Below are 17,510 nucleotides of genomic sequence, written 5' to 3'. Positions count from 1 at the left end.
GCCGGGGCCCGCCGCCCGCGCCCCCCCGCGGCCGGCGGACGCGCCCTCAGGAGCCCCGCCTCTGACCAGCCCGGGAGCGGATTTCCAACCACCCGGATCGGGATGCTAGAGTTTCACTCGTTGCAAGGGCCTGTGGCGCAGTCCGGTAGCGCACCTCGTTCGCATCGAGGGGGCCAGGGGTTCGAATCCCCTCAGGTCCACGCAGCACGAAGCCCCTGGCGGAGAGATCCCCAGGGGCTTCGTCGTGCCCACGGCCCGCTGCGCCGTTCGCCGTCCCGTTCCGGGTCCGCCTCTGCGCCGAAGCCCCCGCCGGGGCGGCCGGCGCGGGCTTCGGCGGGGCCGGTCGGGGTCCGGCGGATCAGCGCAGTGGCTTGGCGAAGCACATGCTCGACTCGTACTCCCGGTAGTAGCCGAACTTGACGCACGGCGTGTAGCCGCTGGAGGTGTACAGGGCGATGGCCTCCGGCTGCTGGTCGCCGGTCTCCAGGACCATGCGGAGCCGGCCGGCCGCCCGGGCGTCCTCCTCCAGCGCGGCGAGCATGCGCCGGGCCAGGCCGCGGCCCCGCATCTCCTCGACCACGTACATCCGCTTCAGCTCGGCGTCGCCGTCCTCGTTGCCCTCGCCGTTCTGGTCCTGGGTGCGCCATCCGCCCGTGGCGACGGGGGTGCCGTCCACGTCGTACGCGATCAGGTACACGCCGTTCGGCGGCGCGAAGTCCGCCGGGTCCAGGGGGGTGGCGTCGCCGCCGTCGCCGTAGCGCAGGTGGTACTCGGCCTGCACCTGGTCGTTCAGCTTGATCGCGTCGGGGTGGTCGAAGGGGACGGGGCGGATGTCCATGTGGCGAACCGTATATCCATGCTCAGGTGACGGGGTCGGAGGTCTCGCGGGAGACCTCCCCAGTGTGCCGGTAGGGTTCCTGGGTGCTGACTGTGACCTCCGCCAATGTGAACGGGCTGCGGGCCGCCGCGAGGAAGGGCTTCGTGGAGTGGCTCGCGGGCACCGCCGCCGACGTGCTCTGCCTGCAGGAGGTGCGGGCCGAGCCGCACCAGCTGCCCGAGCACGTGCGCACGCCCGACGGCTGGCACGCCGTGCACGCCCCGGCCGCCGCGAAGGGCCGTGCGGGGGTCTCCCTCTACACCCGCCGCGAACCCGACCGGGTCCAGGTCGGCTTCGGGTCGTCCGAGTTCGACGGCAGCGGGCGGTACGTCGAGGCGGACCTGCCGGGTGTCACGGTGGCGAGCCTGTACCTGCCCTCGGGCGAGGTGGGCACCGAGCGGCAGGAGGAGAAGGTCCGGTTCATGGGCGAGTTCCTCGCCTACCTCAAGGAGCTGCGCGAGCGGGCGGCCGCCGACGGGCGCGAGGTGCTCGTCTGCGGCGACTGGAACATCGCCCACCAGCAGGCGGACCTGAGGAACTGGCGCGCCAACACCAGGAACTCCGGCTTCCTGCCGGAGGAGCGGGAGTGGCTGAGCACCGTGCTGTCCCCGACGGCCGGCGGCTACGCCGACGTGGTCCGCGCCCTGCACCCGGACGTCGAGGGCCCGTACACGTGGTGGTCCTACCGGGGGCGGGCCTTCGACAACGACGCCGGGTGGAGGATCGACTACCACGTCGCGACGCCCGGCCTCGCCGGTCGGGCGGTCAAGGCGTTCGTGGAGCGGGCGGCCACGCACGCGGAGCGGTGGTCGGACCACGCCCCGGTGACGGTCGTCTACGACCTCTAGGACGGCGGGCGGCCGGGCGGTCCGGCGGGACGGGGCGGGCTGTCCGGCGCACGGCGGCCGGCGCGCCACCGACGCCCGCGCGCGAGGCACCGCCAGGGCCTAGGGCTGCTTGCGCAGGCGGCGGTCCAGGGCCATCGACAGTTCCGCCTCCACCACGCTCTTCGCCAGCGGGCGCAGCCGCTGGAGGTCCTGCTCAGGGGCGTGGCGCCCGATCAGCTCCGCGAACAACCCCGCCAGTGCCTCGGCGTGTTCGCGCACGCGCCGGCCGGCGTCCAGCACCTCGGCGAGGGGGATGCCCTCCTGTACGAGCGCGGCGGAGACGTCCAGCAGGCGGCGGCTGACGTGGACGATCTCGTCGCCGTCGGTGCCGAGGTAGCCGAGGTCCATGGCGGCGGCCAGGTTCTCGGCGGTGACCTCGCCGGCGAAGTGGTCGGCGAGTTCCTCCGGGGTCAGCCGGACCGGGACCTCCTCGGTGGGGGCGCCGATGCCGAGCAGGTCGCCGACGTCGCGGCCGTGGTCGAAGGCCTCCGCCAGTTCGGCGATGCCGTTCAGGGTGTGGCCGCGTTCCAGCAGTGCCGAGATGGTGCGCAGCCGGGCCAGGTGGTGGTCGTCGTACCAGGCTATGCGGCCCTCGCGGCGGGGCGGCGGGATCAGCTTGCGCTCGCGGTAGAAGCGCAGGGTGCGCACCGTGATGCCGGCCAGCCGGGCCAGCTCCTCCATGCGGTACTCGCGTCGTCCACCGTCTGCTGCCACAGGGGAAGCCTATGGTGTACCGCCGGTAACTTCCTTGCGCAGACCTCTACCCATCAGTACGCAGCTCCTCTACGCTCCCCATTGCGCCAGTGTTCACTGGCAGAGTCGGCGGTGTGCGCGGACCCGCCGGGGAGCCGCGCACGGCAGGGAGGGGCACCGGGATGGCCGAGCACGAGCATGTACGGGTGGCGGTGATCGGGTCCGGGTTCGGCGGGCTCGGGGCGGCCGTGCGGCTGCGCCGCGAGGGGATCACCGACTTCGTCGTTCTGGAACGGGCCGGCAGCGTGGGCGGCACCTGGCGCGACAACAGCTATCCGGGATGCGCCTGCGACGTGCCGTCCCACCTGTACTCGTTCTCGTTCGCGCCCCACCCCGACTGGCCGCGCACCTTCTCCGGGCAGGAGCACATCCGCGCCTACCTGGAGCACGTCACGGACCTGTTCCGGCTCCGCCCGCACATCCGCTTCGACGCCGAGGTCGAGAAGATGACCTGGGACGCCGGGAAGCTGCGCTGGGACATCGAGACCGCCGCCGGGAAGCTGTCCGCCGACGTCGTCGTCTCCGCCACCGGGCCGCTGTCCGACCCGAAGATCCCGGACATCCCGGGGCTGGACTCCTTCCCCGGGAAGGTCTTCCACTCCGCACGCTGGGACCACGACTACGACCTGCGCGGCAAGCGGGTCGCCATGGTCGGCACCGGTGCCTCCGCCATCCAGATCGTGCCGTCCGTCCAGCCCGACGTGGCGAAGCTGACCCTCTTCCAGCGCACCCCGCCGTGGGTGATGCCCCGCGTCGACCGCAAAATCAGCTCACTGGAGCGCGGGCTGCACCGCGCGCTGCCGTTCACCTCGCAGCTGCGCCGCGCCCTGCTGTGGGGCATCCGCGAGATGCAGGTGCAGGCGTTCACCAAGCACCCGGGCCAGCTGGGCATCGTCGAGGAGCTGGCCAAGCGCAACATGGCCCGCGCGGTCGAGGACCCGGCGCTGCGCGCCAGGCTGACCCCCGACTACCGCATCGGCTGCAAGCGGATCCTGCTGTCGAACACCTACTACCCGGCCCTCGCCCAGCCCAATGTGGACGTGGTCGCGAGCGGCCTCAGCGAGGTCCGCGGCTCGACCGTCGTCGGCGCCGACGGCAGCGAGGCCGAGGTCGACGCGATCATCTTCGGGACCGGCTTCCACGTCACCGACATGCCGATCGCCGAGCGGGTCGTCGGCGCGGACGGCCGGACCCTGGCGGAGACCTGGAAGGGCGGTATGGAGGCCCTGCGGGGCGCCTCCGCGGCCGGGTTCCCGAACTGGATGACGATCATCGGGCCCAACACCGGCCTCGGCAACTCCTCGATGATCCTGATGATCGAGTCCCAGCTGAACTACATGGCCGACTACCTGCGGCAGCTGGACGTCCTCGGCGGCCGTGCCGCCCTCGACGCCCGGCCCGGCGCCGTGGACGCCTGGAACCGCGCGGTGCAGGAGCGCATGAAGCGCACCGTGTGGAACACCGGCGGCTGCACCAGCTGGTACCTGGACCCCAGCGGCCGCAACACCACCATCTGGCCCGGTACGACGGCGGAGTTCCGGCGGGCGACCCGGCGCGTGGACCTCGCGGAGTACGAGATCCTGCGGGCCCCGCGGGCCAGCGCCGGGACGACCGGGGCGAAGGCGCCCGTGGAGGTGGACGCGTGAGCCGCTCCGTCTCCCCCCGGGCCGCCCGCTCCGCCCGGCCCCGGCCGGCCCACGTGACCTCCGGGCCGTACGCCCCGCCCGCCCCGGCCCGTGAACTGACCGTCGTCTCCGCCGACGGCGCCCGGCTGCACGTCGAGGTGCACGGCCCCGACGGCGATCCGGCCGCCCCGGCGGTCGTCCTCGCGCACGGCTGGACCTGCTCGACCGCCTTCTGGGCGGCGCAGATCCGGGAACTGGCCGCCGACCACCGCGTCATCGCCTACGACCAGCGCGGCCACGGGCGCAGCCCCGCGAGCCGGGCGTGCAGCACCGAGGCGCTCGCCGACGACCTGGAGGCGGTGCTGAGGGCGACGCTCGCCCCCGGCGAGAAGGCCGTGATCGCCGGCCACTCCATGGGCGGCATGACCGTGCTGGCCGCGGCCGCGCGGCCCGCCTTCCGGGAGCACGCGGCGGCCGTGCTGCTGTGCAGCACGGGCAGTTCGCGCCTGGTCGCCGAGTCGACCGTCGTGCCGATCCGGGCCGGGCGGCTGCGGACCTGGCTGACCCGGCACATCCTCGGTTCCCGGGCACCGCTCGGCCCGGTCACGCCGCTCGCCCTGCGGATCCTCAAGTACGGCACGATGGGGCCCGGTTCCGCGCCCCACATGGTCGAGGCCTGCGCGCGGATCGTGCACGCCTGCCCGCGCCGGGCGCGGCACGCCTGGTCGCAGGTGCTGTACCTGCTCGACCTCGACCACGGCGTACGGGAACTGCGGGTGCCCACGGCGGTGATCGTCGGCACGGCCGACCGGCTCACCCCGCCCGTGCACGCGCGGGCGCTGGCCGCCGCGCTGCCGGACTGCCTCGGCGTGACCGAACTGCCCGGGCTCGGCCACATGACGCCGGTCGAGGCGCCCGGTCCGGTCACCGGGAGGATCCGCGAACTGGCCGCCGCGTACGCGGCCACGGCACCGAAGAGCACGGACGGCGTACGGATCGAGGAGGGCGCATGAACAGGGTGGGGCTGGACGGGCAGGTCGCGGTCGTCACCGGGGCCGCGCGGGGGGTCGGCGAACTGCTCGCCCGCAAACTGTCCGCGCGCGGCGCCCGGATCGCGCTGGTCGGGCTGGAGCCGGAGGCGCTCGAGGACGTCCGGCGGCGGCTGCACGGCGAGGCCGAGCACTGGTACGCCGACGTCACCGACCACGAGGCGATGACCCGGGTCGCTGCGGAGGTGAAGGAGCGGTTCGGGAAGGTCGACGTCGTGGTCGCCAACGCCGGTGTGGCGACGGGCGGTCCGTTCGCCGCCTCCGACCCCGCGTCCTGGCGGCGGGTGATCGAGGTCAACCTGATCGGCTCGGCGGTGACGGGCCGGGCGTTCCTGCCGGCGCTGACCGAGAGCCGGGGCTACCTGCTGCAGATCGCCTCCCTCGCCGCGATCACCCCGGCGCCGATGATGACGGCGTACTGCGCGTCCAAGTCGGGCGTGGAGGCGTACGCGCACAGTCTGCGCGCCGAAGTCGGCCACCAGGGCGTGCGGGTGGGGGTCGCCTACCTGTCGTGGACCGACACCGACATGGTGCGCGGGGCCGACCAGGACGACGTGATGCGGGAGTTGCGGCAGCGGCTGCCGTGGCCGTCCAACAAGACCTATCCGCTGGGCCCGGCGGTGGACCGGATCGTGGCCGGGATCGAGCGGCGGTCGAGCCATGTGTACGGGCAGTGGTGGCTGCGCGGGATGCAGGGCGTGCGGGGGTATCTGCCGGGCCTCATCGGGACGGTGGGGCAACGGGAGATGCGGCGGTTCGCGGACCGGCTGACGGGCATGCGCACGGGGCTCGTCGGGGCCGGCGGGGCGGCCGACGAACGGGAGAGGACTACCCTGCGTAACTGATCGACATGCGCCGCGTCACCGCCCGTGTGAATCTGGTCGAGCCCGATCCCCTCACCCACCTTGGGAGTGAACCCACATGGGCATGAAGGACAAGTACCAGGACCAGGCCGAGCAGCGGCAGCAGCAGGGCCGGGAGAAGGCCGGCCAGGCGCGCGAGAAGGCCGGCCAGGCCCGCGAGAAGGCCGGGCAGCAGGCGGGTCAGCCGCGTGAGCGTGCGTCCCAGCAGCGTGACCGTGGCCGGCAGGGCACGGACGACACGCGGGACGACATGGAGGACCGGTTCGACGCGGACTACGACGCCTAGTCGCCGCGCGCGGATCGAATCCGGGAACGCGGGGTGCCCCCTTGGGCGGGTGCCCCGCGTTCCGCCGCGCGGCGCCGGTTCGCGCCCCGAGGGCACTACGGTGCGCAAGGACGTCCAGCCCGCGGCATGTCCCGGTCGGCGAGCGGGTAGATCGGCGGCCGCACCAGCACGATCGGACGAATACCGAGGGGGGCCATGATCGAGGGAATCACGGGTGCCGTCGCGGTGGGTGTCACCGCCGCTCTCGCCATTGCCGGCGACCGTGCCTCGAAGAAGCGGCAGAAGGCTTCCCTGGACCGGTACGGATCCTTCGAGGGATTCCGGAACCAGGTCGACGAGGAGCGCATCCGGGGAGTCCGCGGGGAACGGGGAAACGTGGCCGCCATCAAGGCGGTCCGCGACGAATACCCGTATGTCCCGCTCGTCGCGGCGAAGCGTTACGTCGAGGAACTGCCCGCCTAGCGTCGTGAGTCCGGGCCGGTCCTCCTGGAGGATCGAAGGGGGCGGGGCGTGGAGTCCTGTCCCTTTTCTTGCGCGGCCGCCCGGTGACGGGTGCGGTCGCGTTCCGCTGGGTCCGTCCGGAGTTCTCGTCCACACCCCGTGGACGGCCGGGGCGGCGGGCCGGTCAGGGCCGCCCCGGCGCGGGGCGCGGGGGCAGGACGGGACGGGTCCGATCGGGGACCTCGCGGTAGTCCGGCGGGGTGGCCGGGGGGTTGGTCTCGAGGAGCTCCAAGGCCAGTTCCACGGCCTCGTCGAGTTGGGCGTGGCGGCCCTCCGCCCAGTCCAGCGGGGTGCGCAGGACCTCCAGGTCGGGGGCGACGCCGTGGTTCTCCACGGACCAGCCGTAGGCGTCGAACCAGGCCGCGTTCATCGGCACCGTGATCACCGTGCCGTCGCCGAGGCGGTGCCGGCCGGTCATGCCGACCACGCCGCCCCAGGTGCGCTGCCCGACGACGGGGCCGAGCTTCAGGAGCTTGAAGGCCGCCGTGATCATGTCGCCGTCGGAGGAGGTCGCCTCGTCGGCGAGGGCCACCACCGGGCCGCGGGGGGCGTTGGAGGGGTAGGACACCGGCTGGGCGTTGCGGGTCAGGTCCCAGCCGATGATGGTGCGGGACAGCTTCTCGACCACGAGTTCGCTGATGTGGCCGCCGGCGTTGCCGCGCACGTCGACGATGAGCGCGGGACGCGACACCTCCATCCGCAGGTCCCGGTTGAACTGCGCCCAGCCCGAGCCGCCCATGTCGGGGATGTGCAGGTAGCCGCAGCGGCCGCCGCCGAGCTCCCGGACGACCTCCCGGCGCTTGGCCACCCAGTACTGGTAGCGCAGGGGCCGTTCGTCGGTCAGAGGGACGACGGCGACCCGGCGCGGGGGGCCGGCGCCGCCGGCGGGGGAGAACGTCAGCTCCACCGTCGTACCGCCCGAGCCGGCGAGCAGCGGGTACGGCCCCGTCACCGGGTCCACGGGTCGGCCGTCCACATGGGTCAGGACCGCGCCCTCGCGGATGCCGGTGCCCGCGAGCGGTGAGCGGGCCTTGGAGTCGGAGGAGTCGCCGGGCAGGATGCGCCGGACGGTCCAGCCGTTCTCCCGGTGGACGAAGTCGACGCCCAGCAGGCCCTGGTGGCGCTGGTAGTGCGGCGGTCCCTCGTTGCGGCGGGCGGCGGCGACGTACGCGTGGGAGGTGCCCAGTTCGCCGAGGACCTCGCGCAGCAGGTCCGCGAACTCGTCGGGGGAGGCGACCCGTTCGACCAGGGGGCGGTACTGGGCGAGCACCGCGTCCCAGTCGATGCCGCACATGCCCGGCTCCCAGAAGTAGGCGCGGGTCAGCCGCCCGGCCTCCTCGTAGGACTGGCGCCACTCGGCGGCCGGGTCGACCACGTGCAGGATGCGGCGCAGGTCGATCCAGGTGATGGTGTCGCCGTCGCCGTTCTCGGTGGCCGGCACCGCGCGGAGTTCGGCCTCGTCGACGACGACCAGCCGGGTGCCGTCGCCGCTGACGGCGAACCAGTCGAGGTGGCCTACCAGTTCGGTCTTCTTCGCCTTGGCGAGGTTGAAGTGCTCCAGCGTGGGGCGCTCGGTGGGATCGTTCGGGTTGGCGAACGTCTCGCCCAGCGCGCCGGAGATCGGCCAGCGCAGCCAGACCAGGCCGCCGCCCGCCACCGGGCGCAGCGCCGAGTACTTGGAGGCGCTGACCGGGAAGGGCGTCACCCGGCTCGCCAGGCCCTCGACCTCGACGGTCACCGCGCCGCTCTCGTCCGGCTCGTCCTCGGCCGGGTCCAGGCCGCCCGCGGCCGGCCGTCCCTCGGGGTTCAGCGCGAAGGGGGACGGGGTCGCCGAGGACAGCGGGACCAGGTACGGGCGGCAGCCGAGGGGGAAGGACAGGTCACCGGTGTGCACGTCGTAGACGGGGTCGAAGCCGCGCCAGGAGAGGAAGGCCAGGTACCGGCCGTCCCGGGTGAAGACCGGGTTCTCGTCCTCGAAGCGGCCATTGGTGACGTCGACGACCAGGCGGTCCTTGATGCGGGCCATCTTGATCTGCCGCAGGGAGCGGCCGATGCCGGGGTGCGACCAGGTCAGCCACGCGCCGTCCGGTGAGAAGGCGAGGTCGCGCACCGGTCCGTTGACGGAACGGATCAGCTCGGTGACCTCCCCGCCCGAGCCGCCCTCGTCCTCCGTCACGTCCAGCAGGAGCAGCCGCCCGTCGTGGGCGGCGAGCGCGAGCCGTTCGCCCGCGGGGTCCGAGACCGTCTCCAGGACGCGGCCGAGGGCGCCGGAGGCGAGCCGGCGGCGTTCGCGGTCGCCGGTGACGCGCGGCAGGTGGCAGACCTCGACGGCGTCCTCGCCGTCGGCGTCCGTCACGTAGGCGACCTGGCCGCTCGCGCCGAGCATCTCCGGGAGCCGGACGCGCACGCCCGGGGTCTCGACGAGGGTGCGCGCGGGGCCGTCGCGGTGGGTCAGCCAGTACAGGGAGCCGCGGACGACCACCGCGCTGGCCCGGCCGGTCTCGTCGACGGAGATGCCGTCGACGTGCTGCGCGGCCGGTACCTGGTAGGGGCGGCGGCCCGCCCGCGGCCCGCTCAGCCGCACGTCCAGCCGGCGCGGGACGGAGTCCGCGGACAGGTCGTCGACGATCCACAGGTCGCCCGCGCACTGGTAGACGACGCGGGTGCCGTCACTGGCGGCGTGCCGGGCGTAGAAGGCGTCGTGGTCGGTGTGGCGGCGCAGGTCGGAGCCGTCGCGGGCGCAGGAGTAGAGGTTGCCGACGCCCTCGTGGTCGGAGAGGAAGGCGATGCGGCCGCAGACGAACATCGGCGACTGCAGGTGGCCGCCGAGGCCTTCGAGCAGCCGCTGCCCGTGCAGCCACAGCCGGCCCGTGGCGCCGCCGCGGTAGCGCTTCCAGGTGGCCGGCTCGTGCGGCGCGGCGCCGGTCAGCAGCAGGGTCCTGCGCTCGCCGTCGAGGTCGGCGACCTGGATGTCGGAGACCGGGCCCCAGGGCAGTTTGCGGCCGGGGGCGCCGTCCGGGGAGATCTTGTAGGACCAGGTGAGGTACGAGAAGGGCTCGCCGTGGGAGGTGACGGCGAGGATGTCGGTGTGGCCGTGTTCGGCGGGCGGGCTCCAGCCGCACACCCGGGTGTCGGCGCTGCCCCAGTACGTCAGCTGCCGGGCCGGTCCGCCGTCCACCGCGACCAGGTGGACCTCGGGCACCAGGCTGCGCCAGCTCGTGTACGCGATGTGGCGGCCGTCGGGGGAGAAGCGGGGGTGGCCGGCCTTGGTGCGGTCGACGGTGAGCCGCCAGGCGCGGTCCGGTCCGTCGAGCGGCGCCAGCCAGAGGTCGTCCTCGGCCACGAAGCACAGCAGGTCTCCGCTGAGGTGCGGCAGGCGCAGATAGCTCACCCACCCATGCTTTTCCCCCGGCCCGGACGGAGCAACTTATGGGAAACCGACGGACGTGACCCAGCACACGTACGAAACAGTTTCGTTTCGCTAGCGCGTGCGCTAGATTCGAGGTGTAGGAGACATGCTCGTCCGGAGCCCCTTCGGCGCCGGACGGGGAGCGGGGAGGCGAGGACATGGCGGAGGCATCCGGGGCCGCGGCATCGGCCGCTCCGGCGGAGCCGGCGCCCGCACCGGGACGCCGCAGCCGTATCACGCCCCAGCGTGAGGCCGAGCTGTACGCGGCCGTGCTCGACCTGCTCCGCGAAGTCGGCTACGACGCCCTGACCATGGACGCCGTCGCCGCGCGCACCCGGTCCAGCAAGGCCACGCTCTACCGCCAGTGGGGCGGCAAGGCCGAACTGGTGGCGACCGCGATCCGGCACAGCAAGCCGGGCAGCATCGCCGACGTCGACACCGGGTCGCTGCGGGGCGACCTGCACGCCCTCGTGACCCGCGAGGACGACTGCGGCATGGAGCAGAACAGCGCGCTGATGCGCGGTCTGGCCATGGCGATGCACACCCACCCGGACCTCCTCAGGGCGTTCCGGGAACAGCTGATCGAGCCGGAGACCGCGGAGTTCCACCGGGTGCTGCAGCGGGCCGTCGACCGCGGCGAGGTCCGCGCCGACAACCCGGCACTGCGCTACGTGGTGCACATGATGATCGGCGCGTTCGCCACGCGCGCGATCATCGACGACCAGCCGCCGACCCAGGCGTTCCTGCGTTCGTACCTCGACGCCGTCGTCCTCCCCGCCCTCGGCGTCCCCACCTGACACCCTCCCCCTCCGGCACACCCCACCGGAACGTCCCCAGGCCCTGTCGTCACCGCTCACGTCGCCGGGCTGACCACCCCTGCCCAGAACAACCCCAACGACCTGACCGGGAGTACGCCCACGTGGCCACGTTCCTGTACAAAGCCGGCCGACTCGCCTTCCGGCGACGGCACTTCGTCGTCCTGATATGGGTGGCACTGCTCACGCTCGCCGGCGTGGGCGCCGCCTCCGCGCCCACCGCGGGCTCGTCCTCCTTCTCCATCCCCGGCACCGAGGCGCAGAAGGCCTTCGACCTGCTGGACGAGCGCTTCCCCGGCATGAACGCCGACGGGGCGACCGCGCGGGTCGTCTTCGCGGCGCCGAAGGGGGAGAAGATCACCGACGCCGCCCACAGGGCGACCGTCCGGAAGACCGTCGAGGAGCTGGCGGACGGCTCCGAGGTCGTCTCCGCCGCCGACCCGTTCACCGCGCGCGCCGTGAGCGGGGACGGCCGGACCGCCTACTCCCAGGTGAGGTACGAGGTCTCCGGCATGGAGCTGGAGGACTCCGCCAAGGACGCGCTGCAGCGGGCCGCGCAGGACGCGCGCGACGCGGGGCTGACCGTCGAGATCGGCGGTGACGCGCTCAGCGCGGTGCCCGAGACGGGAGCCACCGAGGTCGTCGGCATCGCCATCGCCGCCGTCGTCCTCGTCGTCACCTTCGGCTCGCTGGTCGCGGCCGGGCTGCCGCTGCTGACCGCGCTGATCGGCGTGGGCATCGGCGTCTCCACCATCACGGCCCTGGCGAGCGCCCTGGACCTCGGCTCCACCACGTCCACGCTGGCCACGATGATCGGCCTGGCGGTCGGCATCGACTACGCGCTGTTCATCGTCTCCCGCTACCGCGCCGAACTGGCCGAGGGCCGCGAACGCGAGGAGGCGGCCGGACGCGCCGCCGGCACCGCCGGCTCGGCGGTGGTCTTCGCCGGTCTCACGGTCGTCATCGCCCTGGTGGGTCTGTCGGTCGTCAACATCCCGATGCTGACCAAGATGGGCCTCGCGGCGGCCGGCACCGTCGTCGTCGCCGTCCTGATCGCCCTGACGATGATCCCGGCGCTGCTCGGGTACGCCGGGCGCAGGGTGAGGCCCGCCGGTGAGAAGAGCCGGCTGCTCGGCGGCGGGCGGACGCCGGGGAGGACCGGCCGGCCGAACTTGGGCACGCGCTGGGCCAGCTTCGTCGTGCGCCGCCCGATCGCGGTGCTGCTGCTCGGCGTCGTCGGCCTGGGCGCCGCGGCCCTGCCCGCATCATCGCTGGAGCTGGGTCTGCCGGACGACGGCGCCCAGCCGGTGTCCACGACCCAGCGCCGGGCCTACGACCTGCTCTCCGAGGGCTTCGGGCCGGGCTCCAACGGCCCCCTGATGCTGGTGGTCGACGCGAAGGCGAGCGACGACCCGAAGGCCGCGGTCACGACGGTCGCCGACCAGGTCAAGGGCCTGAAGGACGTGGTCACGGTGACGCCCGCGACCTACAACAAGGCCGGCGACACCGCGGTGATCACCGTCGTCCCCGACTCCAAGCCGTCGTCGGCGACGACCGAGGACCTGGTGCACTCCATCCGCGGCGCGGGCGACCGGATCACGGCCGAGACGGACGCGAAGGTCCTGGTCACCGGCTCCACGGCGATGAACATCGACGTCTCGCAGAAGCTGAACGACGCGCTCTTCCCCTACCTCGCGCTGGTGGTCGGCCTGGCGTTCCTGCTGCTGATCGCGGTCTTCCGGTCCGTGCTGGTCCCGCTGAAGGCGGCGCTCGGCTTCCTGCTGTCGGTGATGGCCGCGCTCGGCGCGGTGGTCGCGGTCTTCCAGTGGGGCTGGCTGTCCGGCCTGCTGGGCGTCGAGCAGACCGGCCCGGTCATGTCCATGATGCCGATCTTCATGGTGGGCGTCGTCTTCGGTCTCGCGATGGACTACGAGGTCTTCCTCGTGACCCGGATGCGGGAGGCGTACGTCCACGGGGAGAAGCCGGCGCAGGCCGTCGTGACCGGGTTCCGGCACGGCGCGCGGGTCGTCACGGCGGCCGCCGTCATCATGATCGCCGTCTTCTCCGGCTTCATCGGCTCCAGCGAGTCCATGGTCAAGATGATCGGCTTCGGCCTCGCGATCGCGGTGTTCTTCGACGCCTTCGTGGTGCGGATGGCGCTCGTCCCGGCGGTGCTCGCCCTGCTGGGCCGCAAGGCCTGGTGGCTGCCGCGGTGGCTGGACCGCGCGCTGCCCGACGTGGACGTGGAGGGCGAGGGCCTGCGCACCGGGGCGGCCCGGGACGACGAGGACCAGGAGCTGGTCCGGGCGTGAACCGGCCCGGCTGAAGAGCCGCGAATGGGCCGGTGAGGGCGCGCCATGGGGACGGCGCGCTCTCACCGGCCTCCTCGTGCGTCCCGCCACCGGGGCGGAGAGTCCTGACGCGCCGGGCGGCCGGCCCGCCGTGCATGACCTCCACCGAGCCGGCAGCCCACTCCCACTTCGCCGAAGCCCTGGGCGCGCCGGGGCTGGAGGAGCCGCTGCCGCGGATCCGCCGCTTCCCCGCCGCCACCCGCACTGCCGCCGAGACCGCCGCGGCCGTCGGCTGCCAACTGGGCCAAGAGCGCTTCGGGGCGCCGAGGATCGCGGCCGCCGGGCTGCTCGTCGTCGGCAACGGGCTGATGCTGCGTACGGGTTGAGGCAGTGCGCCGGCCCCGGCTCCCGCCCTCCGCGGCCGTGGCCGACGTCCGGTGCGGCCGCCCCGCTCGGGCGTGCCGCCCGCGTGGGTGCGCCGACGCCCCGGGAGGAGCACCCTGGAATCAGGTGTTCCGGAGGTGATCGTCATGATGCACGCCGCTGTGGGATGGCATGTCGAGATGGAGTTCGAGGAAGACGACCAGCACACGCGGGCGGCGGCGCTCCTGCGTCTGCCGGACGGGAGCGAGGTGCGCTCGCACGGCCGCGCCAGCCGTCACACCACGGACAACAATCAGCCGCGGGTCGGCGAGGAGATCGCGGGAGCCCGGGCCCTGAACGAGCTCGCCCTGGAGCTGCTGGACAAGGCCCACACGGAGATCGACCAGAACTCGGGCCGCACGTCGCACCCGATCCACGTCTGAGCGGGACCCCCGCCGGGACGGCGCGGGTGACGACGCCGCGGGCGGCGACGAGGGCGGGCGGCCCCCGTCGCCGCCCCGCCCCGCGGCGCGACCCGGCCTGGTTCCGTGACGCCCTTCCGGGCGGGGAATCGGGGCCCTGGCGCGGCGCCACGGCGCGTCGCCGGACGCCCGAGTACGCGGTGCGCCTCTGCCGGGCGCGCCGCGCGGCAGCGGTGGCCGCGCTCTCCGCGGAGGGCACGGCGATCCTGCGCCGTGCGATGCCCGCTTGACCTGACGGGACGGGAGGCACGGCGCCCGTCCGCCTGCACGGCGGGGGAGGTTCCCGCCCGTCCGCTGAACGGCGGGGGAGGCGCCCGCCCGTCCGCCGCAGGGGCGCAGGACCCGCCCGTCCGCCTGAACGGCGCGGGAAGCCCCCAGCACCGGCGCCCCGGGTCCAAGTCCGGGCCGGCCCGATCCGGCCGCAGCCCCCTACGCCAGGGCGGTCCGCACCGCCCGGATCAGGGCCTGCGCCCTCGGGTCGGCCGTCACGCCGGAGCGGAAGCCGTTGGTGACGTAGCCGAAGGCGATGCCCGACTCGGGGTCGGCGAAGCCGAGGGAGCCGCCCCGGCCCGGGTGGCCGAAGGAGCCGTCGCCGAGGAGCGGGGACGCGCTGCCGTGCAGCATGTGGCCCAGGCCGAAGCGGGTGTGGACCACCAGGACCCGGTCCGGGCCCGCCGCCTGCTCGGTGCGGGCCAGCTCCATGGTCCGGGGGGTGAACAGGCGCCGGCCGCCGTCCACGTCACCGATGAGGGAGGCGTAGAAGCGCGCCAGGCCGTCGGCGGTGGCGATGCCGTTGGAGGCGGGCAGGACGGCCGCGCGGTAGGCGGGGTCGTTCTCGTCCGGCAGCGGGCTGATCGCGCCGAACGCGCGCCGGGTCAGCGACTCCGGGTCGGCGTACGCCTCCGCGACGGACCGCTTGGGCCGTGTCCTCAGCGCGCCCGGCGCCGCGGGGGCCGCCTCCAGCCGCCCCACCCGGCCCACGCGCCCGGCCTCGCTCCCGGGCAGCCCGACCCACAGGTCCGCCCCGAGCGGCCCGGCGATCTCGCTCGCGATCCACGCGCCGATCGTGCGGCCCGTGACCCGACGGACCAGTTCGCCCGTCAGCCAGCTGTACGTCTGCGCGTGGTAGCCGTGGTCCGTGCCCGGTTCCCAGGCCGGCGCCTGCGCCGCGACCGCCTCCGCGCCGAGCACCGGGTCGAGGGCCTGCTCCGGCGTCAGCGGCCGGTCCAGCACCGGTACGCCCGCGCGGTGCGCGAGGAGGTCGCGCACGAGGGTCTGCTCCTTGCCCGCCGTCTTGTACTCGGGCCAGTACGTGCCCACCGGGGCGTCCAGGTCGAGCTCCCCGCGCTGGTGGAGCAGCAGGATCACGGCGGCGGCGACGCCCTTCGCCGCGGACCGCACGATCTGTGCCGTGCCGCGTTCCCACGGCGCCGCAGCGGACGTGCCGGCCGCGCCGTCCACGTGCCGTACGCCGCCCCACAGGTCGACGACCCGGTGCCCGTGCCGGTAGACGGCCACAGCCGCGCCCCGGTCGCCCAGCAGGGCGAAGTTGCGGGCGAACGCCTCCCTGACCGGCTCGAAGCCCTCGGCCACGGTGCCGTGCACGACGGTCCCGCCGTTCCCGTCCCCGCCCGCGTCCCTGCCTGCGTCCGCGTCCACGTCCGCCGTCCTTCCTGCCCGACCTGTACCAGGGGGTGCAACGCGCGCCCCCGGTCCGCGATTCCTGTGCCCGGGCACGGACGGGTCACGCGCCCGTCGTCACCGACCGCGGGTCGAAGCCGAAGGGCAGCTCCAGCCGGTGGGCGCGCATGAGGGCGTCGTCGGAGAGGAGTTCACCGGTCGGGCCGTCCGCGACGATGACACCGTCGCTCAGGACCAGTGAGCGCGGGCACAACTCCAGCGCGTACGGCAGGTCGTGCGTGACCATGAGGACCGTCACGTCCAGGGCGCGCAGGATGTCGGCCAGTTCGCGGCGGGAGGCGGGGTCGAGGTTGGACGACGGCTCGTCCAGCACCAGGATCTCCGGCTCCATGGCGAGGACGGTCGCCACGGCCACCCGGCGCCGCTGGCCGAAGGAGAGGTGGTGCGGCGGGCGGTCGGCGAAGTCCGCCATGCCCACCCGCTCCAGCGCGGTGTGCACCCGCCGCTCCAGTTCCGGGCCCTTCAGCCCGGCCGCCGCCGGACCGAACGCCACGTCCTCGCGCACGGTCGGCATGAACAGCTGGTCGTCCGGGTCCTGGAAGACGATGCCGACCTTGCGCCGGATCTCGGCCATGTGCTCCTTGCCGACGGGCAGCCCCGCCACCCTCACCGTGCCCGTCCCGCCGGCCAGGATGCCGTTGAGGTGCAGCACGAGGGTCGTCTTGCCGGCGCCGTTCGGGCCGAGCAGGGCGACCCGCTCGCCGCGCGGGATGCGGAAGTCGACGCCGAACAGGGCCTGGTGGCCGTCGGGGTAGGCGAAGGCGAGGCCGGAGACCTCGAGCGAGGGCGGCACGGAGGTCACCGGATCCGGTCCGGCGGGCAGAGCAGTCACAAAATCCATCCCAGCAGACAGACGACGAGGGCGGCGAAGGGGAGGGCGAGGGCGTACGACCACTGCGCCCGGGACGCGCTCACCTCGTCGATCACCGGCATCGAACCGGTGTACCCCCGGCTCACCATGGCCAGGTGCACCCGCTCCCCGCGCTCGTAGGAGCGGATGAACAGCGCGCCGGCGGACTTGGCGAGGATCCCCCAGTGCCGGACGCCGCGGGCCTCGAAGCCGCGCGACTGGCGGGCGATCCGCATCCTGCGCATCTCGTCGGTGATGACGTCGCCGTAGCGGATCATGAAGGAGGCGATCTGCACGAGCAGCGGCGGCAGCTTCAGGCGCTGCAGGCCGAGGAGCAGGTCGCGCAGCTCGGTGGTGGCGGCGAGCAGGACGGAGGCGGCGACGCCGAGGGTGCCCTTGGCGAGGACGTTCCAGGCGCCCCACAGCCCGTGCGCGCTCAGGGAGAGCCCGAGGACGTGCACGCGCTCGCCCTCCGCCACGAACGGCATGAGCACGGCGAACGCGACGAAGGGAACCTCGATCAGCAGCCGCCGGAGGAGGAGGCCGGCGGGCACGCGCGCGGTGTACGCGACGGCCCCGAGCAGCACGGCGTAGAGCGCGAACGCCCACATCGCCTCGCGCGGGGTCGACACCACGACGACCACGAAGGCGAAGGCCGCGGCCAGCTTGGTGTGCGGCGGCAGCGCGTGCACGGGGGAGTGCGCGTGCCGGTACAGCCGGTGCGCTCCCCCGGCACCCGGAGCGTGCCCGCCACCCAT

The 17,510-nt window shown here is 73.9% G+C and carries 15 protein-coding genes, 1 tRNA gene and 1 pseudogene; 11 read left to right on the top strand and 6 right to left on the bottom strand.

All coding sequences use genetic code 11. From position 1 onward, the window contains the following. The first annotated feature begins 126 nt into the window (after positions 1–126). Positions 127–200, top strand: a tRNA-Ala gene (locus ABZ920_RS18350). Positions 201–358: 158 nt separating this feature from the next. Here the strand turns inward: ABZ920_RS18350 and ABZ920_RS18345 are convergent. Further along, positions 359–838, bottom strand: coding sequence for a GNAT family N-acetyltransferase (locus ABZ920_RS18345; protein WP_361505482.1), 480 nt, complete (start codon positions 836–838; stop codon positions 359–361). A gap of 83 nt (positions 839–921) precedes the next feature. Here ABZ920_RS18345 and ABZ920_RS18340 point away from each other — a divergent pair, with 83 nt between their 5' ends. Continuing rightward, positions 922–1,725, top strand: a complete 804-nt coding sequence (locus ABZ920_RS18340; protein WP_361505479.1) for an exodeoxyribonuclease III — start codon at positions 922–924, stop codon at positions 1,723–1,725. Between the two features lie 99 nt (positions 1,726–1,824). Here ABZ920_RS18340 and ABZ920_RS18335 read toward each other — a convergent pair whose 3' ends face one another. Further along, positions 1,825–2,445 (bottom strand): MerR family transcriptional regulator, encoded by a 621-nt coding sequence (locus tag ABZ920_RS18335; protein ID WP_361505509.1) that lies wholly within the window; start codon positions 2,443–2,445, stop codon positions 1,825–1,827. 194 nt (positions 2,446–2,639) lie between these two features. Here ABZ920_RS18335 and ABZ920_RS18330 point away from each other — a divergent pair, with 194 nt between their 5' ends. The 5 genes from ABZ920_RS18330 to ABZ920_RS18310 all read left to right on the top strand — a co-directional run bounded on the left by ABZ920_RS18330 (position 2,640) and on the right by ABZ920_RS18310 (position 6,802). Further along, entirely contained in the window at positions 2,640–4,163 is a 1,524-nt protein-coding gene (locus tag ABZ920_RS18330) for an NAD(P)/FAD-dependent oxidoreductase (protein WP_361505476.1), read from the top strand. 53 nt (positions 4,164–4,216) lie between these two features. After that, a complete protein-coding gene (locus tag ABZ920_RS18325; protein ID WP_361505506.1) occupies positions 4,217–5,155 on the top strand; it encodes an alpha/beta hydrolase in 939 nt (312 codons plus the stop codon). Continuing rightward, on the top strand, positions 5,152–6,036 hold the full coding sequence (locus ABZ920_RS18320) for an SDR family oxidoreductase (RefSeq protein WP_361505473.1): 885 nt from the start codon (positions 5,152–5,154) through the stop codon (positions 6,034–6,036). Before ABZ920_RS18325 ends, ABZ920_RS18320 begins: the two co-directional genes overlap by 4 nt. 76 nt (positions 6,037–6,112) lie before the next feature. After that, complete coding sequence (locus tag ABZ920_RS18315; protein WP_361505471.1) at positions 6,113–6,340, top strand: hypothetical protein; 228 nt, start codon at positions 6,113–6,115, stop codon at positions 6,338–6,340. A 195-nt stretch (positions 6,341–6,535) separates the two neighbouring features. Then, positions 6,536–6,802 (top strand): hypothetical protein, encoded by a 267-nt coding sequence (locus ABZ920_RS18310; RefSeq protein ID WP_361505468.1) that lies wholly within the window; start codon positions 6,536–6,538, stop codon positions 6,800–6,802. 163 nt (positions 6,803–6,965) lie between these two features. On the opposite strand, the gene ABZ920_RS18305 is transcribed toward ABZ920_RS18310, so the two are convergent. Beyond that, entirely contained in the window at positions 6,966–10,232 is a 3,267-nt protein-coding gene (locus ABZ920_RS18305) for a S41 family peptidase (protein WP_361505465.1), read from the bottom strand. A 176-nt stretch (positions 10,233–10,408) separates the two neighbouring features. On the opposite strand from ABZ920_RS18305, the gene ABZ920_RS18300 reads away from it, so the two are divergent. The 4 genes and pseudogenes from ABZ920_RS18300 to ABZ920_RS18285 all read left to right on the top strand — a co-directional run bounded on the left by ABZ920_RS18300 (position 10,409) and on the right by ABZ920_RS18285 (position 14,162). Then, entirely contained in the window at positions 10,409–11,047 is a 639-nt protein-coding gene (locus ABZ920_RS18300) for a TetR/AcrR family transcriptional regulator (RefSeq protein WP_361505462.1), read from the top strand. A gap of 122 nt (positions 11,048–11,169) precedes the next feature. Continuing rightward, positions 11,170–13,377 carry an MMPL family transporter gene (locus tag ABZ920_RS18295; protein WP_361505459.1) on the top strand — a complete coding sequence of 736 codons (2,208 nt, stop codon included), beginning with the start codon at positions 11,170–11,172 and terminating at the stop codon, positions 13,375–13,377. Positions 13,378–13,511: 134 nt separating this feature from the next. After that, positions 13,512–13,664: pseudogene (locus tag ABZ920_RS18290) on the top strand (YbaK/EbsC family protein); the annotation flags it as partial. Positions 13,665–13,886: 222 nt separating this feature from the next. Continuing rightward, the gene (locus ABZ920_RS18285; protein ID WP_361505456.1) at positions 13,887–14,162 is read left to right on the top strand and encodes a dsRBD fold-containing protein; all 276 of its coding nucleotides are present in this window, start codon (positions 13,887–13,889) and stop codon (positions 14,160–14,162) included. Between the two features lie 468 nt (positions 14,163–14,630). Here ABZ920_RS18285 and ABZ920_RS18280 read toward each other — a convergent pair whose 3' ends face one another. From ABZ920_RS18280 to cbiQ, 3 genes are all read right to left on the bottom strand, one after another. Further along, the gene (locus ABZ920_RS18280; protein ID WP_361505453.1) at positions 14,631–15,860 is read right to left on the bottom strand and encodes a serine hydrolase domain-containing protein; all 1,230 of its coding nucleotides are present in this window, start codon (positions 15,858–15,860) and stop codon (positions 14,631–14,633) included. A gap of 85 nt (positions 15,861–15,945) precedes the next feature. Further along, positions 15,946–16,743, bottom strand: coding sequence for an ABC transporter ATP-binding protein (locus tag ABZ920_RS18275; protein WP_361505450.1), 798 nt, complete (start codon positions 16,741–16,743; stop codon positions 15,946–15,948). Continuing rightward, positions 16,731–17,510, bottom strand: a complete 780-nt coding sequence (cbiQ, locus tag ABZ920_RS18270) for a cobalt ECF transporter T component CbiQ (protein WP_361505447.1) — start codon at positions 17,508–17,510, stop codon at positions 16,731–16,733. The genes ABZ920_RS18275 and cbiQ overlap by 13 nt, the downstream gene beginning before the upstream one ends.

Source organism: Streptomyces sp. NPDC046831, from assembly GCF_040645305.1.
Taxonomy (GTDB): domain Bacteria; phylum Actinomycetota; class Actinomycetes; order Streptomycetales; family Streptomycetaceae; genus Streptomyces.
This window is presented reverse-complemented; position numbering and strand designations above follow the sequence as displayed.

Excerpts from the sequence above, each read along its gene's own strand:
- ABZ920_RS18285 (WP_361505456.1), top strand. The coding sequence starts at position 13,887 with ATGATGCACGCCGCTGTGGGATGGCATGTCGAGATGGAGTTCGAGGAA.
- ABZ920_RS18345 (WP_361505482.1), bottom strand. The coding sequence starts at position 838 with ATGGACATCCGCCCCGTCCCCTTCGACCACCCCGACGCGATCAAGCTG.
- ABZ920_RS18300 (WP_361505462.1), top strand. The coding sequence starts at position 10,409 with ATGGCGGAGGCATCCGGGGCCGCGGCATCGGCCGCTCCGGCGGAGCCG.
- cbiQ (WP_361505447.1), bottom strand. The coding sequence starts at position 17,510 with ATGGGTGGCGGGCACGCTCCGGGTGCCGGGGGAGCGCACCGGCTGTAC.
- ABZ920_RS18275 (WP_361505450.1), bottom strand. The coding sequence starts at position 16,743 with ATGGATTTTGTGACTGCTCTGCCCGCCGGACCGGATCCGGTGACCTCC.
- ABZ920_RS18310 (WP_361505468.1), top strand. The coding sequence starts at position 6,536 with ATGATCGAGGGAATCACGGGTGCCGTCGCGGTGGGTGTCACCGCCGCT.
- ABZ920_RS18330 (WP_361505476.1), top strand. The coding sequence starts at position 2,640 with ATGGCCGAGCACGAGCATGTACGGGTGGCGGTGATCGGGTCCGGGTTC.
- ABZ920_RS18315 (WP_361505471.1), top strand. The coding sequence starts at position 6,113 with ATGGGCATGAAGGACAAGTACCAGGACCAGGCCGAGCAGCGGCAGCAG.
- ABZ920_RS18335 (WP_361505509.1), bottom strand. The coding sequence starts at position 2,445 with ATGGAGGAGCTGGCCCGGCTGGCCGGCATCACGGTGCGCACCCTGCGC.
- ABZ920_RS18320 (WP_361505473.1), top strand. The coding sequence starts at position 5,152 with ATGAACAGGGTGGGGCTGGACGGGCAGGTCGCGGTCGTCACCGGGGCC.